Source organism: Saxibacter everestensis, assembly GCF_025787225.1.
Taxonomy (GTDB): Bacteria; Actinomycetota; Actinomycetes; order Actinomycetales; family Brevibacteriaceae; genus Saxibacter; species Saxibacter everestensis.
On sequence record NZ_CP090958.1, the window covers coordinates 3,540,371 to 3,556,394 of the forward strand.

General features: G+C 63.1%; 15 protein-coding genes. 2 read left to right on the forward strand and 13 right to left on the reverse strand.

Annotation, left to right across the window (positions count from 1 at the left end; translation table 11 throughout):
* Nucleotides 1-25: 25 nt before the first annotated feature.
* Nucleotides 26-1,813: a polysaccharide biosynthesis protein gene (locus LWF01_RS16715; protein ID WP_349638504.1), complete on the forward strand. Its 1,788-nt coding sequence runs from the start codon at nt 26-28 to the stop codon at nt 1,811-1,813.
* Nucleotides 1,810-3,018 carry a DegT/DnrJ/EryC1/StrS family aminotransferase gene (locus tag LWF01_RS16720; RefSeq protein WP_349638505.1) on the forward strand — a complete coding sequence of 403 codons (1,209 nt, stop codon included), beginning with the start codon at nt 1,810-1,812 and terminating at the stop codon, nt 3,016-3,018. The genes LWF01_RS16715 and LWF01_RS16720 overlap by 4 nt, the downstream gene beginning before the upstream one ends.
* A gap of 136 nt (nt 3,019-3,154) precedes the next feature.
* Here the strand turns inward: LWF01_RS16720 and LWF01_RS16725 are convergent, their stop codons facing one another.
* The 13 genes from LWF01_RS16725 to LWF01_RS16785 all read right to left on the reverse strand — a co-directional run bounded on the left by LWF01_RS16725 (nt 3,155) and on the right by LWF01_RS16785 (nt 16,010).
* The gene (locus LWF01_RS16725; protein WP_349638506.1) at nt 3,155-5,836 is read right to left on the reverse strand and encodes a LuxR C-terminal-related transcriptional regulator; all 2,682 of its coding nucleotides are present in this window, start codon (nt 5,834-5,836) and stop codon (nt 3,155-3,157) included.
* A gap of 205 nt (nt 5,837-6,041) precedes the next feature.
* Nucleotides 6,042-7,640 carry an FAD/NAD(P)-binding protein gene (locus tag LWF01_RS16730; protein WP_349638507.1) on the reverse strand — a complete coding sequence of 533 codons (1,599 nt, stop codon included), beginning with the start codon at nt 7,638-7,640 and terminating at the stop codon, nt 6,042-6,044.
* 104 nt (nt 7,641-7,744) lie between these two features.
* Nucleotides 7,745-8,899, reverse strand: coding sequence for a cellulase family glycosylhydrolase (locus LWF01_RS16735; RefSeq protein WP_349638508.1), 1,155 nt, complete (start codon nt 8,897-8,899; stop codon nt 7,745-7,747).
* Complete coding sequence (locus LWF01_RS16740; RefSeq protein WP_349638509.1) at nt 8,896-9,957, reverse strand: glycosyltransferase family 2 protein; 1,062 nt, start codon at nt 9,955-9,957, stop codon at nt 8,896-8,898. The genes LWF01_RS16735 and LWF01_RS16740 overlap by 4 nt, the downstream gene beginning before the upstream one ends.
* A 39-nt stretch (nt 9,958-9,996) precedes the next feature.
* Nucleotides 9,997-10,992, reverse strand: coding sequence for a glycosyltransferase family 2 protein (locus LWF01_RS16745; protein ID WP_349638510.1), 996 nt, complete (start codon nt 10,990-10,992; stop codon nt 9,997-9,999).
* Nucleotides 10,989-12,290: an oligosaccharide flippase family protein gene (locus LWF01_RS16750; protein ID WP_349638511.1), complete on the reverse strand. Its 1,302-nt coding sequence runs from the start codon at nt 12,288-12,290 to the stop codon at nt 10,989-10,991. Before LWF01_RS16750 ends, LWF01_RS16745 begins: the two co-directional genes overlap by 4 nt.
* 305 nt (nt 12,291-12,595) lie before the next feature.
* On the reverse strand, nt 12,596-13,489 hold the full coding sequence (locus LWF01_RS16755; protein ID WP_349638512.1) for a diacylglycerol/lipid kinase family protein: 894 nt from the start codon (nt 13,487-13,489) through the stop codon (nt 12,596-12,598).
* Between the two features lie 69 nt (nt 13,490-13,558).
* Nucleotides 13,559-13,831, reverse strand: a complete 273-nt coding sequence (locus LWF01_RS16760; protein WP_349638513.1) for a GlsB/YeaQ/YmgE family stress response membrane protein — start codon at nt 13,829-13,831, stop codon at nt 13,559-13,561.
* A 120-nt stretch (nt 13,832-13,951) separates the two neighbouring features.
* The gene (locus LWF01_RS16765; RefSeq protein WP_349638514.1) at nt 13,952-14,176 is read right to left on the reverse strand and encodes a CsbD family protein; all 225 of its coding nucleotides are present in this window, start codon (nt 14,174-14,176) and stop codon (nt 13,952-13,954) included.
* A gap of 14 nt (nt 14,177-14,190) precedes the next feature.
* Nucleotides 14,191-14,796 carry an alkaline shock response membrane anchor protein AmaP gene (gene amaP, locus LWF01_RS16770; RefSeq protein ID WP_349638515.1) on the reverse strand — a complete coding sequence of 202 codons (606 nt, stop codon included), beginning with the start codon at nt 14,794-14,796 and terminating at the stop codon, nt 14,191-14,193.
* A 28-nt stretch (nt 14,797-14,824) separates the two neighbouring features.
* Nucleotides 14,825-15,430 (reverse strand): DUF6286 domain-containing protein, encoded by a 606-nt coding sequence (locus tag LWF01_RS16775; RefSeq protein ID WP_349638516.1) that lies wholly within the window; start codon nt 15,428-15,430, stop codon nt 14,825-14,827.
* Nucleotides 15,427-15,822 (reverse strand): Asp23/Gls24 family envelope stress response protein, encoded by a 396-nt coding sequence (locus tag LWF01_RS16780; protein WP_349638517.1) that lies wholly within the window; start codon nt 15,820-15,822, stop codon nt 15,427-15,429. The genes LWF01_RS16775 and LWF01_RS16780 overlap by 4 nt, the downstream gene beginning before the upstream one ends.
* 5 nt (nt 15,823-15,827) lie before the next feature.
* Complete coding sequence (locus tag LWF01_RS16785) at nt 15,828-16,010, reverse strand: hypothetical protein (RefSeq protein ID WP_349638518.1); 183 nt, start codon at nt 16,008-16,010, stop codon at nt 15,828-15,830.
* Nucleotides 16,011-16,024: the final 14 nt, after the last annotated feature.

Genomic DNA, 16,024 nt, shown 5'->3' on the forward strand with positions numbered 1-16,024 from the left:
CGCAGCCGCCATCGAAAGGCGCGGCTTGCAAACGAACTCACCGGCGGTCAGGTTCGCTGTCCAGGGGTTGCTGGACGCTCTGGCCTGGCTGGCCGCGTGCCTGCTTGCGACCTTGATTGCAGTCGGGTACACGGCACCGTGGCCCAGCGTTTTCGTCTTCGCCCTGATGGCGATCGGGCTGCAGCTGTTGATCGGCGCAATGCTGTTCCTCTACCAGAACCGTTATCCGTACGGCGGCTTCGCTGAAACCCGCTTCGTGGCCATTTCCGCCGCACTGGTCGGGATCTGCCTGCAGGGCGTCGAGTTGATCAGCCGGCCAGGACTGGGGCAGTCGACGGTGATCATGGCCACGCTCGGCGCGGTCGTGCTGATGTCGGCAAGCCGGCATGCGGTTCGGATGTACCTGGACCGCTGGCGCCGGCCGGCCGGCGGCAGCCGGGTCGTTATCGTCGGAGCAGGTGAGGCGGGGGCGATTCTGATTCGGCAGATGCTGCATACCCACGGCAGCACGTACCTGCCGGTCGCTCTGATCGACGACGACCATGCCAAGCGGAACCTGCAACTATCGGGAGTGCCAGTCAAGGGAACCTCGGCCCAGCTTTTCGATGTCGCCAAGGCAGTCGATGCCGAAGGGATAATAGTCGCGATTGCGGAGGCCGATTCCCGGCTGCTCCGGCTGCTCAGCGATCAGGTCGCCGGCACCGGCATCTGGATTCGAACACTGCCTCCTTTGGAGGAACTGGTCAATCGCCGAGTGGACGTCAGCAGCATCCGCGACCTCAACGTCGAGGACCTGATCGGCCGGCAGCCGGTGGAAACCGATATGGCCCGGATCCGGGAGCACGTTCAGGGCAAAACGGTGCTGGTCACCGGGGCGGGCGGATCAATCGGCAGCGAACTCTGCCGCCAGCTGCACCGGCTTTATCCGGCCGAGCTGATCATGCTGGACCGGGACGAGTCGGGCCTGCACGCCGTGCAGTTGTCGATTTACGGCCGTGCCCTCCTGGACTCCTCCGATGTCGTGCTCGCCGATATAAGGGACGCGGAGACGATGAAGCAGATCTTCGCCGACCGGCGGCCGGATGTTGTCTTTCATGCCGCCGCGCTCAAGCACCTGCCAATGCTCGAGCAGTACCCACTGGAAGGCTGGAAAACGAACGTGCACGGCAGCCTGAACGTGCTGCGGGCGGCAGCCAACGCCGGAGTGAGCACCTTCGTCAACATCTCAACCGACAAGGCGGCGAACCCGACCAGCGTGCTCGGTCAGACCAAACGGATCGCCGAGCAATTGACCAGCTCATTCGCCGAGTCGACCGGGCAGACGTACCTGTCGGTGCGGTTCGGCAACGTCCTCGGCTCGAGGGGGTCGGTGCTCTATTCATTCGAGCAGCAGCTGAAATCCGGTGGACCGCTGACCATAACCCACCCGGACGTCACCAGGTACTTCATGACGATTCCCGAGGCCTGCCAGCTGGTGCTGCAGGCGGCTGTCATCGGCGGCCGCTGTGAGGCACTCGTCCTGGATATGGGCGAAGCGGTGCGGATCGTCGACATCGCAGAACGCCTTATCGCGATGTCGCACAAACACTGCCAGATCGTCTTCACCGGATTACGTCCCGGCGAAAAGCTCGACGAAGACCTGTTCACCGAAGAGGAGATGGGCATGCGCACCTCGCACGAGAAGATCTCACATGTGACCGTTCCGCCGCTTCTGCCCGAAAGCCTGCCGGAAACCTCGGCAGTGCTGCCCGTGGTCAGGGATTTCCTGCTCGACGGCCGCCTGCTGCCGCGGGATGCGAGGGCAATCTCATGAATTTCGCGATCAGCCTGTCGAAACCCCAGGTGGGCCCGGCCGAAGAAGCAGCCCTGCTGCGCGCATTCCGCTCCGGCTGGGTGGCGCCGGCCGGACCTGAACTCGACCTGTTTGAGCAGGAGCTTGCCGTCGCAACCGGAAGGCAGCATGCGGTGGCGCTGAGTTCCGGCACGGCGGCTTTGCATTTGGCGTTGCTCTGCCACGATGTCGGTCCGGGGGATGTGGTCTTCTGTTCCACCATGACGTTCGCCGCAACCGCCAACGCCGTCGTTTATACCGGCGCGACTCCCTACTTCATTGACTGCGACGAGACCGGCAACATGGATCCGGAGCTCCTCGCGGCGGCCTTCGACACAGTGCGAGCCGAAGGGCGACGCGTAGCGGCGGTCGTGCCCGTTGACCTGCTGGGCAAAGTGGCGGATTACGACACGATCTGCCGGATCGCCGATCGGCATGGTGTTCCGGTCATTGCCGATTCGGCCGAGTCCCTTGGCGCGTCGCGGAACGGCCGTCCGGCTGGCTGCTTCGGCAACTGCGCGATCTTCTCGTTCAACGGCAACAAGATCATCACGAGCTCCGGTGGCGGCGCACTTGTCTGTGACGACAAGACGATCGCCGACCGCGCACGCTACCTAGCCACCCAGGCTCGGCAACCGGTTAGTCACTACGAACACGCCGACATCGGCTACAACTACCGGCTCTCGAACCTGTTGGCCGCCCTGGGCAGGGCGCAACTGGCCAGGCTGACCGAGTTCGCGGCACGACGACGCGACATCCGCCGCCGCTACCGGCAGGTGTGCGAAGAGTTTCAGGGCATCGAGATCTTCGGCGGGGATGACGTCGGCGACAATTGCTGGCTCAGCGCGATAATCGTGGACCCTGTGCTCGCGGGCTTCGATGTGGACGGGCTCGCGGCGACATTGCACGGCCTCGGCACCGAGACCCGCCCGCTGTGGAAGCCGATGCACCTGCAGCCGGTTTTCGCTGATCCAGGTCCGATCAATCCAGCAGCCCAGCCACGTCGGCACCGGGCCGAGCCGCCGCGGTCAGCCAACAGCATGCTCAACGGCACGTCGGAACACTACTTCCGCTGCGGCATCACCCTACCCAGCGGTTCGGGACTCTCCGACCGGGAGATCAGCACGGTGCTCCGGCAGCTCGTCGGCTACGCCCGGCAGCATGGCAAGGTGCACGCCATCGCCTAGCCGATGCGGTGCATAGTCGTCTCCGGTCGAGATTTGCAGCCGCTAGCTGCTCTAACCACCCTGAGATCGCTCACATCGTGAGATATTCGGGGTTACTGGCGGGTCAGCTTCTGCAAATGTCGGACAACCGCACGGCTCAGCCCGACCGAATCGGGTCGGCGTCCTGCGACATTAGGGCGGTCAGCTGCGAGCGCGAGTGCACGCCGAGCTTGCGATAGATGCTGGTCAGCCGAACCTCCACCGTGCGCACCGAGACGAAGAGCTCCGCGGCGATGTCCTTGTTCCGGGCACCGGCGGCCACCCGGCTGGCGACCAGCCGCTCGGCGTCCGTGAGACGGCTCAACATCGGGTGCTGGGCTCGCTGCGAAGCCGGCGTGCGGCCGCTGATCAGTTTCTCAATCTCCGCTGCCCAGCTGATGGCGCCGATCTCGTTATAGATCGAGATGGCTGCCAGGAAGTAATCGCGGCTTTCGGCACTCCGGTCAAGCTGGCGCAGCCGACGGCCATAACAGGAAAATGTCCGTGCCCTCTCGAAATCGGAATCCTGCGGACCGAACCGGGCCAGCAGTTTCCGGAACAGCTGCAGCGAGTACTCACCCGTGGCCACCAGCGCGCGGCTGCGGTCCAGCACGAGAGTGCCCCACCGCGAAGGGTGCGTCGTGTTCCGTTCCTCGAAGTCGTCGAGCACCTCCGTCGCCTCACGACGCCGGTCCAGCGCCACCAGCGTCTCCACCAGGTCGCCCTCGAACTGCAGCTGGAGCGGATTCTGGAACATGATGCCAATGTCGCGAGCCCGGATCAGGTACCTCAGGGCTTCCGCGTAGTCGGCCCGCATCATCGCAAACCGGCCCTGATGCGCACACAGCTGCGCGGCTCCCGCCGGGTCCTGGCCACCATGGGTGAGATGGTGAGCGTCGGCAATTATCGAACGAGCCTTTTCCGAATCACCCTTGGCCTGCCAATACCAGGCGTACAGCACCCGGCTGAACGTCCGGGAGATCTCCTGGGTACTGGGTCCGCTCATCGTTGCCTCGATGGCCTCCTCGGCACGGTGGTAGCTTCCGGCCCGGATCTCATTCTCGGCCTGCAGGAAGTTGCCAAGCTTTGCCCAGACCGAGGTCGCGGGATAGCGGGAGAACGCTATCGAGTACAGGTCACGCGCCTGGTGGTACCAGCCGGAATAGGTCAGGCAGCGGCCAAGAATCGCCAGCGAGGAGTCGTCGACGGTTGACAGGTCGTGCCGGCTCAGCTCGTCGTAGAGGTCACGGGCCCTGGCCGATTCGCCCTCAAGAGTTTCGACGAAGATTCGAACGATGCCGTGCAGCCGGAGGACGTCAGATGAAGCAGGTCGCAGGTACCTTTCGGCGCGCTTCAACAGGAACCTGCACGTTCCGGCGTCCCACTTCTCGGCGTGGTACTGCGCCAGGAGGGTGAGCAGATACGCCGCGATGTTTGGATCGCGATCGCCGTACTTCTCGACGACGCCGTAAACCAGACCGGGCGTAATCGTCTGCAGTTGGCTGTACTCCACCCGGACACGCAGCGATGCCAGTTGCAGCAGCACCGCGCCATCGTTGGTCATTCGCTGTGCATGCCGAACGTACTTCGACGTGTGGGCGAACTCGCCATGCTGGAGCATCGCCTCAGCGACATCGGCAAGCACGGCGGCAAGGCGTTCATTGTCGGCACTCAGGGTCAGTGCGCGGTCAACGAACTCGACGGCCGGAACAATCTGGCCCTGCCCGATCAGGGCCAGGCCGGAACGCAGAAGGTCCTCCGGGGTACCGGAATCGCTCGTCACGAAGCTCTTGTGCCAGATCGCACCATGAGGGTCGACGCCGCGGCAACGTTCCCACATCGACTGATGCAGCCGGAACCTGTCTTTCGCGGTGATGCTCCAGTAGACGCAGGAACGGACTATCGGCCGCCGAATGCCCACATAGTTCCCGGTCCGGGTGACCAGATCATTGGCGATCAACTCGCCAAGGCCCTCCCATTCGCCTTCGTAGGAAAGTTCCACCGCCCGGGAATGCACTAATTCTGCGGTCGACAACTCCGCCAGCACTTCCTTGCCCTGCTCACTCAGAGAGGCGACGCCGGGGCTGACTTGCTGGATGGTTCGCGGCCCGATTTTCAACGGATGCGATAGCGGATCGCGCCCAGAAAGCTGATGCGGCGGCAGCACGCCCAGAACTTCCTCGATGGCCAGCGGATGCCCGGATCCCGCGATGGCGATCGAATTAACCGTGGACTTGTCGGCCTGCGGGCCCGCCCAAGACTCGATCAGCTCGAGCGACGCATCCAGGCTCAGTTCCTGAAGTTCGATGACCGGCAGACCCGCGAATGGGCTGTCGAGCTTGAGTTCACTGACGGAACCAACGATCCGCAAGCCCGTGCCCTGGACCCGACGCGACAGGAAGCCGATGATTGTCTGACTGTCGGAGTCCATCAGGTCGAGGTCATCGATCACGATGCACAACGCCGGGAAGGCAGCCTCCTGGATTCGCCTGAGGACAAGGGAAGCGACGGCGAAGTTGTCGGTGTTTTCCTCCACGGCAAGATCCAGGTCATGGCTCAGATCCACGCCGCAGTCGTCTGCGATCGCCGCGAAAATGACTGACAGTCCGGAAAACGGCCAAGTGGACTCGGTGACGTTTACCCGCAGGTGCACAGTATTCGCCGACCGTCGTGCCGCCTCCTCGAGGAGCGCCGTCTTGCCGTAGCCGTGCCCGCCGACGACTATCAGCGAAGCTTCGCGCTGGTTGCTGGCGACAGCGGAAATCTGCTCTAGCTCACTTACGCGATTAACAAACGGCAACTGATGCCCCTAATAATCCTGCCTTAGCTAACCTGGGGTGGGACCAAAGATAGATCGGCACGGCAAGTGTCCGTAGAAGAACCTTAGCCCCACCGGCCTTAACGGGCACCACGAATTGGCGAAAACAGCGGTTTCAGTACATTTGCCGTTGTCATTCTGCGGATTCCATGCGATTGCAGCGTAAAACAACTGAAGCAGCAGCTAGTCATCCTCCGATGCTGAGTCCGCCCAGAATCGACCCCAGGTTAAGCGAGTACTGGAAAAGCCGGGAACAGCTTTCCGCGTGCCAGACCCGAAGCCGCCGATTGAGATTACCGGCGAGTAACGGCCCGATCAGGTAGAGGCCCTCGGCGCATTCGAACTCCTCATTGACCGAGAATCCCCGCCGGGAGCCGGTCGGCACGCATACCCCGCTCGCCATCAGGCTTTGGATCAATGTCGAGGATGTCTCACCGAGGTCCTGGAATCCCGTGCAATTTATCACCGCCGCCAGTTGAGCGGGGTGCTGCTCCTTTTCATCCGAAATACTGCATTCAGCAAGCGGACGGCGATCACCCGGGGGTCGGTCGTCGCAGTACCAAAAACTGATACCGCCTTTGTCGCCGGCCGCTGCCCGAATGAACTTCCCGGCAATGAATTCGATCCGGCCCTCCGAAATCAGTCTGGTCGCCAGTTCACTGTATTCCCCGCCGGCCCGGCGCTGGATTCTGCCGATCGCCTCGCCGTATGTGGTGACGAACTTCCGTTGCTCGGCCTGACTCAAGCCGTCCACCAGGGACATCAGCAGGGCCGAGATCGTCGCGACAGTATCACCCCGGGTGAATCCCTGCGATTTCGCCAGCGCCACATCCTGCTGCACGGCCTGGTAGATATCCCGCGCCCGATAGTCGGGCGCCAGTGTACGGATGTAGCGGGGTTCGAAGCCGCGTTCAGTGCTCTTGTTTCGAGCCTCAGTCCAGTGGTCCGGTGCGCCGCTAGGGGAAATGACGTAAACCGTGTCGAGCTCCTCCGCCAGAGTGCTGTTGCTGAACAGGTTGTACACCACCTCCAGGGCGCTCGCGTTGGAACCCACCAGCAGCACGTTCCGCGGGACGGTCGCCGGCAACGACTGAAATGTCGTCAGCAGCCGACGCGTGGTTTCGTCGAGGCACGGGTCGTGGCTGTCGGCGATCAGGCAGGCTCCGGCAACCGAATCGGCCGGCGCCGCAAGTTGTCGTTTGGGCGGGCTTCCGACGGCGAGGATCACCTTCGCCGTTTCAATCCGGAGTTCGGCGTCGTCGGCTGTCCGCGCCTGCACAAAGTACGAGTCGCGCAGCTTCTGCACTGAAAGTACCTCGGCGGTCAGCAGATCACAGCTGAGTAGTCCCCTCCCGCTCGCCTCGGCGATTGCCGACTTGGCCCTGTTGGCTAGGAAATCGCCGAAAACGTGGCGTGGGATATACAGGTTCTCCCAGTCGCCCGTCCGGATAGCGGCGGAGTTTTTGTCCAGCCATCGCTGGGCAAGGCAGCCACCGCGCAGGCGAAACTCATCGAAGACGTGGTCGCGATTGAGATCTAGCCAGCCGGTGAACCGTTCCAGCTCGCCGGGCGGCAGAAACTCCTTCAGCGGGCTGATGATGAGTGACCCGATTCCAGATCTCGAACCGTAGGCGACTCCGGTCCAGAAATCCCCGCTCTTTTCCACTACCAGCACCCGCGACTCGCGGCACCGCACTCGTTGGCGCAGTGAATCGGCATAGTGGATCAGGGTATAGGTGCTGGACACGCCGGAACCGACGAAAACCACGTCATAGCTGCGCTGCACCAGGTCCGATACCGACGCTTGAGTGTAGATGCTGGTCTGATTACTGAAAATCGTTCCACCGCCTTAATCGATGAGCCGGAGCTGACGTTTCAGGGTCCATCGGATCAGTCCCGCATTGCGGCCATGATCCGGTCGAACCCGGCCTTCGGCGACCGGTCGATATGGATGACGCCGAACGCATTCAGGCCATCGGGGTCTTTGCCGTCCCGCCACTGATAGATCAGGATCGCCATCGGTTCAGCCTCCTTGAGCGCCTCTACCGCGGCGGCCACGTATCTTCCCTGGTCGGCTTCGCTCCAGCAACCCCGACAGGTCTGCAGCCCCACCTCCGCGACGATCACCGGCTTGTCATAACGCTGACTGATCCGCTCGACGCGGCTGGTCAGACCCTCGATGTCGGTAGTATCGTCGGCCGGGTACACGTCGACGGCGATGACGTCCAAGGTGGCGGAGATGGCATCGAAGAATGTGTTCCAATCCGCCTCCATCGCGTCATCGACGGGCCAGCCGCTCGTGTTGGTGGTTACCAAGGTCTCTGGGCTGGCCTCCTTGATCGCCGTCCGTCCGATCTGCAACATCGCCTTCAGCTGCGCCAGATACTCCGGAGTCATCGACTTCAACTGCTGATCGGTGCGGAAGTGCGAGCCGTCGACCTCGTTGTAGAGCTGCCAGACCGATACCCTCGGTGCGTAGCGGCGAGCCAGCGTCGTCCAGTACTCACGCATCGAGGTTCGGTACGCCTCAGCGGTGCCAGCCGCGTTCTGCCCGTCCGCGGTGGTCAGAAAGACCCTCAGTCCCTTCTGCCGGGCATAGGCGATGGCTTCATCGAAGACCTTCAGCCTGGACTCGTCCCAGACGAGGTGGCCATCATCTCCGCTCACCCGGGCCACTTGCCAGCCGATGATCCCGAAGCGAATCCACTGCTGGCCGTGCTCCACCAGGGCATCCACGTCTCGCTTGAAGCTCTCGATGTCATCGGCGGCACCGGGTCTGCTGTCCAGGGAGCCGGTGAAACCAAAGCCGATTCCGCTATCCAGAGGCGGCAATGCGTCGTTCACCGCCGGCGAGGCGCTGCTGGCTTGCTCCGGAGGCTGGCCGGGAGCACGGACGATGGACGCGGAACCGGTGAGAACGATCGCGCCGACCACGGCGAGGCCGGCAACCAGGTTCCGGATCCGCCTGCTTCTATCCCGTCCTAAGACGGCAGGGAGTAGCCGGCGGCGCTGCCTGGGAGGTCTGGGGTTCAGATGTTTCGTCATCGTGGGGCTCCCACTCGCGTCCGCTTCATCGGCTGCCGCGGAGCAGACGCGCGTTGTTTGTAGTAACGGAAAAGTCGGCAGTGGATGGTCGGGGCAACCTTTGCCAGGGCCAGCGATCCGACAAGCACCAGCCTGCCGCTCGCCATCAGCCAACCCAGATCCGACCAGCAGATCCGGACCCGTACCCAGCGCGTCACTTCCGCGGCCAGGCCGCCAGGGTCCGAATGCGCTGCTGCCTTGTGGACCAGAGGCCAGTAAACCTGCCGGTAGGTGAAGACGCGCCGCAGTTGACGCGCCGCCCTGGGTGAGAACACATCGTCGATCACGGGGTAGATGGATTTGTGCAGGTCCGTCAGGTCCCAGACGCTGGACCGAAGGCATCCCGTTGCCGAGTCGGAGCGAAGTGTGTACCGGTACAGGGGCCGGTTCACGTATGCCACGCGCTGGCAGTTGCGGAGCAGCTGCGCCATCGCAATCATGTCCGCATATGCGTTTCCGGTTGTCTTTCCGGTCGGCCCTGCCACGCCATTCCAGATCCGCCGGGCGATCAGCTTGTTGGTCTGGAAGCCGACCAGGTCTCCGCGCAAGAATCGCCGAAGGGCGTCTGCGCCGGTGCCGACCGGTCGCCTCGGCATTCGCTGGGGTAGCAGCTTGTCCCGGCCCGTCTGATCATGAACCGCCTGGATGTGCGAGATGGCCATCTGAGCCTCGTGCCTGGTTGCCGCCGCATGCAGCAGTTCAAGCATTTCCGGTACGGCCACATCGTCCGCATCGACGAACCACATCCATCCGCCACGCGCTCGCCGCACTCCGGTGTCCATGGCGGCGCCGTAACCGAGGTTCCGCTCCCGGCTGACGATCTGTACCCGCGCCCGTTCGCTCGACGTCCGGGCACTCAGTGCCTTCCGGATGGCCGCCAGTGAGCCGTCCGTCGAGGCGTCGTCGACAACAAGCAGTTCGAAGTCGGTGAACGTCTGGCTCAGGACCGAGTCGAGCGCCCGGCCGACGTAGGATTCGGCGTTATAGACCGGCATTACGATGCTGACTTGAGGATTCATAGTGGTTCTCCACCGCCTTCGTCGGTTCCGTGTACTCCACTAACCCCGGGCTTTGTAGCTCCGGTAAAGCCGCCGGTGCAGGCCTGGGGACAGTTTGACCAGGCCAAGCACCACCAAGACCATCGGCTTGCGGCGGACAGCGAACCACAGCAAGTTCCGCCAGAGCACGTGCTGCCGGACCCAGCGGGTCACTTCGCGGCCCAGCGGGGTGACGCGTGGCTCGGCGGCTGCCTTGTTCGCCATTTGCCAGAGCGCCCCATGCCGGAGGCGGCGGCGCAGCTCGGCGGCCTCTCGCGGCTCGACCTGGGCGTCGACGTACGGATAGAGCTGCGTCACGGCCACCGGAAGATCCCAGATTGTGTCGCGCAGCGAGCCGGTAATCGAGTTGGACCGGATGGAGTAGTTGTACAGCGGCTCGGTGAGGTAACTGATCCGCTTGCTCCGGCAATACGCCTGGGTCATCACGAGCACATCGGAAAATGTGTTGGCCGAGGCGATCTGCAGGTCCTCGAACAGGTTTCGCCTGATCAACGCGTGCTGCGATGAGACCAGCTCCCCGCGGGCGAATCGCCGGACCGTCTCGGTGCCGGTGCTGACCCCGGACGGCGGCGCCCATTGCCGAAGCAGTCCGGTCCGGCCGGTGTCTTCGTCCACCGTTCGCTGCTGCGGAATCACCACCTGCGAGTCAGAGGTCAGTGCCGAATCCAGCAGCGCCTCAAGAGTCTGTGGTTCGATCGTGTCGTCCGAATCGACAAAGAAGACCCAGTCGCCTGTGGCTGCGGCAACGGCGGTCTCGGTAACGCCGTCATACCCTCTATTCCGCTCATGCCGGAGCAGTCTTATCCGTTGCCGCTCAGCCGCCGTCCTCGCCTCAAGGGCAGCGGCGATCGCGGCACTTGAGTCATCGGTCGAACCGTCATCGACGATCAGCAGTTCGTAGTCAACGATGGTCTGGCCAAGTACCGAATTGATCGCCCGGGCAACGTGCTCCGATCCGTTGTACACCGCCATCACGACGGACACAGCTGGACTCATTGTTCCTCCTTCAAGGTCACGGCACCGGCTCCACTTGGTCGAGCTACTGGCCTGCGCCGGCTTCTGCGATAGGCCACGGCAAGCATGACGGCCAGGCAGGTCTCGGTCCCGACGACGGCGCCTGCGGCTCCGATCCCGCCGAACATCGCGCAGCCGATCGGCAGGATAACCAGGTGGATGACGGCCGAGAGCGCCATAACGCGGGACAATGTCCCAAACTCGTTGCGAGCGACCAACACCAGGGTGAAGGTTGCCGCGAATCCGGTGATGCATAGCGCCACACCCAACCACCGGGCGACCGGAACGGCATCGTCGAAACCGGCACCCAGGTACCAGGGAATCAGCCAGTGCGCTGTGCCGATCATTGTCAGCCCCGCGACGACGTAACATCCCGCGAGCGCGACCATGATAGTGCGGCGCAGAGCGGAGTCATCGTGGCTGTCGTCGGTCTCCGTCGCAGTCATCCGGGGCAGCATCGCCTCCTGCACGCCACTCAGTACGCCACGGGCAGCGTTGGACATTCGCTCTGCCGTGCCGAAGTACGCCACCTGCTGCATCGAGGAAAGCGCGCCGAGCGCCACGGCATTGGCCGCACCGATCACCATTGTGGCGAGCGAACTCACGAACAACGGGCTGCTTTCCCTGAGGGTGTTCCTGACCAGGACCAGGGAGGGCCGGTGGATCTGGGCCAGGCCAAGTCTGCGCAGATGCAGCCAGCAGAGGGTTGCGGCTATCACCATCGGGGCGAATTGCCAGAACATCGCCAGAGCGGTGTCCGAAGCCGATCGCACCGTCAGCAGCAGCCCGACCAGAGCAAGGAGCCGGGACACCGCGGTGAGCACCGCGAAAGTTTTCATCCGGCCGAGCCCCTGCAGCAGCCAGCTGGGGAACACCGCCTCACCAATCACCAGGGCCACGCCGATCAGGTACAGCGGCCAGTCGGCGCGGAGCTGCGGAATCAGGAAGATCAACGGCACGAGTAGCACCGAGCAGGCCGCCAGCAAAAGCAGTTTCGCACAAATCGTCGCGCCGACTATGTTCGCGCGCTCGGTCGCCGAGCGGGCCACCGAGACTGCACGCAGGGCGCTCATCCCGAAGCCGAAGTCGACGACGTAGATCACGACCTGGATGATTGCCATCGCGAAAATCAACCGGCCCAGATCATGCGAGCCCAGCAGTCGGCTGAGGAACGGGATCGAGACAATGGGGTAAATGAACGCGCTCAGGTGTCCCAGCGCCACCGCACCGGCGTCACCAGTCAGTCGGCCGAGCCCCACCCTGCGGGTGAACCCGCGCATCCTCGCCAGTTTCAAGTACATCCCACCATCCAGAAGAATGGCACGCGAGTTTGCTCAGGTTACGGCTAGGAGCCGCATCCGTTGCCGAGCCGACCGCAGAGGCCGCCAGCCGGATCGGGGACAAACAACACGTGGAGTGCAATGTGTGTGCCGCAGTACTGCGGCACACTGTGAGGCTATTCCTTTGACGCCTTGCCTTGGCCCGGGTGCGGGAAAGTATGTGGATTCCCGCGGCGCCGCCGCGGGAATCATGTGGACACGTGTTGTCAGGAGCTGGCTGAGCCGCTCGTTCCGTGCGAGCTGGGTCAGGCCAGCGAGGTGATGCCGAGATGGCAGATGCCGATATTCACCTCGGTGCCTGCGTCGACCTTTTGTAGTTCGCCGTCGATCTGGATGTCCATCGCCGACGTGGTCACGAACGAATAGTCCCGGGCCCGGGTGCCTTCGGTCAGTCCGCGAGTGACCGCCTTGAGCGCCGTGAGCAGCAAACGGACTTTCTGACGGTGCGGGAAGGTGATCACCTCGAAGATTCCGTCATCCGGTTCGCCGCTGTCGCTCAGACTGGCGTACTTGGCCATCCGCGGGATGTTGGCGAATATCAGGCTGTCCAACCGAATCTGCCGGTGGTCCTGCTGAATCGTGAACGGTTTGAGCTCGCCGAACGTCCGGAAAGCTGAGACGAGTTCCTTGATCGGGCCCTTGTTGCCGGCCTCGATGCCCTGTGCCATGGCGGGCGTCAGACCAAGTCCGATATACGAGTGCGCCCAACGCGTCACCTTCTTCTGACCCGTGCCCAGCGTCATCTTCAGGACGTCTAGCTTTTTGGTGCGCCCGGCCAGTATCGAATCGATAAGCGGCTGCTCCGACGTGCTTTCGTCGTGGTCGTTGGCGTTGCCAGCCCCAAGCACCGCGGCGACAGCACCGGGATTGTTCGCCTGCATGATGCCTTCGATCACCTCGTTGTAACCGCCGTCGCCACTGACCGACACGATGAGTGGCCTATCCACCCAGCCCGAACAGTCCCTGGCGATATCCCGCGCATGCCCTGCCCGTTCCGTGGCGTGGAGTGACACCGGGATCCCGGGCAGCTGGCTACTCAGCTGTTCACTGAGTTTGCGGGCATGTTCCTCGGCGTCGCCGCTGCTTTTCGGGTTGAAGACGATGTCAATGTGTTCGAACGGCAGATCAGTGGCCATCATGGCGAGTTCTTTCTCGAAAGGAGTGGACGGTGCGGCCACAGATAGTCTCTGCGGCCACACCGGTCGAAATTAGCGACGGCTGCTGCCGGCTCGTCCGCGGATGAGCCCCCAAACGATCAGAACGATCAGTGAGCCGGCGAGCGCCAGCAGCCAGGTTTGCAGCGACCAGAACTCCTCGAGTCCTACGCCGAAGATCGCCGACCCGAGGAAGCCGCCGAGAAGCGCCCCGACAACTCCGAGGATCAGCGTGGCTATCCAGCCGCCGCCCTGCTTCCCTGGCAGGACAAGCTTGGCCAGTGCTCCGATGATAAGGCCAAGGATCAGGAATCCGATGATACTCATGTAGCTAGTTCTCCTTATGGCTATCGGCTTGCCCGATAGGTTTGGTTTGCATACGCGGAAGGTAGCGAAAGAGGGTGACGCCGTGGCGCCACCCTCAAGCTCACAGGATCAGGCTCAGGCTCAGGGCAATGGCGCGTTCTTGTCCGGGTCGTCGCGGCGAACCGCGTCCCGCACGTTTCCGGCTGCATCCTTGACGTTGTCCCCGGCCTGCTTCGCTTTTGCGCCGGCCTGGTCGGTTTGCCCGTCACGCTTGAGCTCGTCGTTGTTTGTTGCCTTGCCGGCTGATTCTTTTGCCTTGCCGGCGACTTCTTCTGCCTTGTGTTTTGCCTTGTCCATGAAGCTCATTGCTGTGTTCCCTTCTAGAGAGTGACTGATCTTGCGTTCTTTCGACCGGCATCGACATCGATATGGATGCTGAGCCGCCGCAGCGGCGCCTCCAATGCCGTCGAGAGATCCTTGGTGATGTCGGTGCGAATCCGGTGGATGATGTCCTGAATATCCGCGCGCTCCGCCGCCGTCATCTTCACGGTCAGTTCCGCAGTCGTCGAGGTGCCACGCAGAACTGTCGATGCCCTGGATACTCCGGGCAGTCCCTCGATCTGCTCCTCGACCACTGTGTTGATCACACTCGGTGAACAGTTCGTGATGCCGTGCGAGGCGTCCGTCTGCAAGCGATACGCCTTCGCCTCGTTCTTCCTGGGGATCTGGGCGATGATCCAGACCAGTCCCAGGATCACCAGAACCACACCGGCTAGGGCGAGCAGCACCGCGGCGATAGGTGAATCGAAGACCGTCGTCAGATCGGCGCCGACTACCCGGTCCTGGCCGGCGGCGAGACCGCGGACGCCGATAATTGCGGCAGCCTGTCCGCTCGCGACCAGAAGCCACAGCGCGCCGGCAATCAGAACGAGGAAGCCGAGAATGGCCAGCCAGGTCCGGTTCAATGCGCCAACGGTTTGCCGCATGACGAGCCTCCTTTCAGGTCTGTCGTGGTCATGACGCTGCCTTCGATCGAATCGTTGCCGTGACTCGCGGGACTGGATCGAGCCCAACCTCGGACAACCGACGGCTCACTTCGCTGACCACCTGCTCGTGCAACGCTCGCGTTTCGTAGAGCGGTGTTGAAATGGATAGCTGAACCCGCGATGTCGAGGCGCTTGCCGAAACAGCAGAGACGCCGTCGATCTGGTCCGCCTGGGTTGCCGCGAGCCGGGCAATTGCCTTGCGGGTGAGAACGAAGTCCTCAGCGCCGTTGGTGCTTCCGTCCGACGCCACGTCCGAGCCTCCGTCCGCAGGCTCCCTGTGCGTCACCCGAACCGTGTTGGGCTGACCGGGAATCAGCGCGGCAAGGATCAATACCAGCCCGAGCAGCGCGGCGGCCCCGCCGATTGCCCAGCCGACAGGGTCGGCCCAGCTGAGTTCCGCGAGCCAGTTCCGAGGTTCGCGAAGGAACACCGGCCACGACCCGTTGACGAGTTTTGCGATACTCATCCAGGCAAGGCCTGCGCCGGCCAGAATCATGATCACGCTGACGATGATTGCCGGTATCGCGCGGCTCGGCCGACGGCGCAGCCTCTGGGTTTCTGCCGTTGTGCTCATAGCAGCACCCTCGTTCCTGCGCCGCTGCCCTGCGGACGCAGCCACGAAACCACGATGTCGACCTGGCGCACCTCGACCCCGGTCAGGGCGTGCACTCGTTCGCGGACCTGCTCCCGAACACGTTCCGTGGCACTTCGCAACGGAACCGGGTATCTGACCCCGATGTCGAGCGCAATGGTGGCGATATTGCCCGAAAGCTCTACATCCACCTTTGGCCGGGCATCGAAGTCCTGACGGGGCCCCATTCCGAGGAACCCCCGGCCAGGACTACCGACATCGGCGAGATCCGCGGCGGCCTGGCTTGCGACCTTCTCGATCACCTTTTCGGCAATAACGAGTTTTCCGCGCGAACCAGCCTCAGCCCGCGCCGGAGGAATTGCGGTGATGGACACTGTGTTCACCTCCGGTCGGAGGATCTGCCGAGAATTGCCTGAAGGTCGATTTTGCCTTCTATTACCCGGCCGACAACGAGACCGACCGCGCCAAACAGGACGACGATGAGTAGTTCACCAAACCCGCCAAAAACGACGACCAGGCCTAATATGAGTCCGACGAACAGGCCGGTGCGCGCAGTCGACATGGGACTCTCCTTTC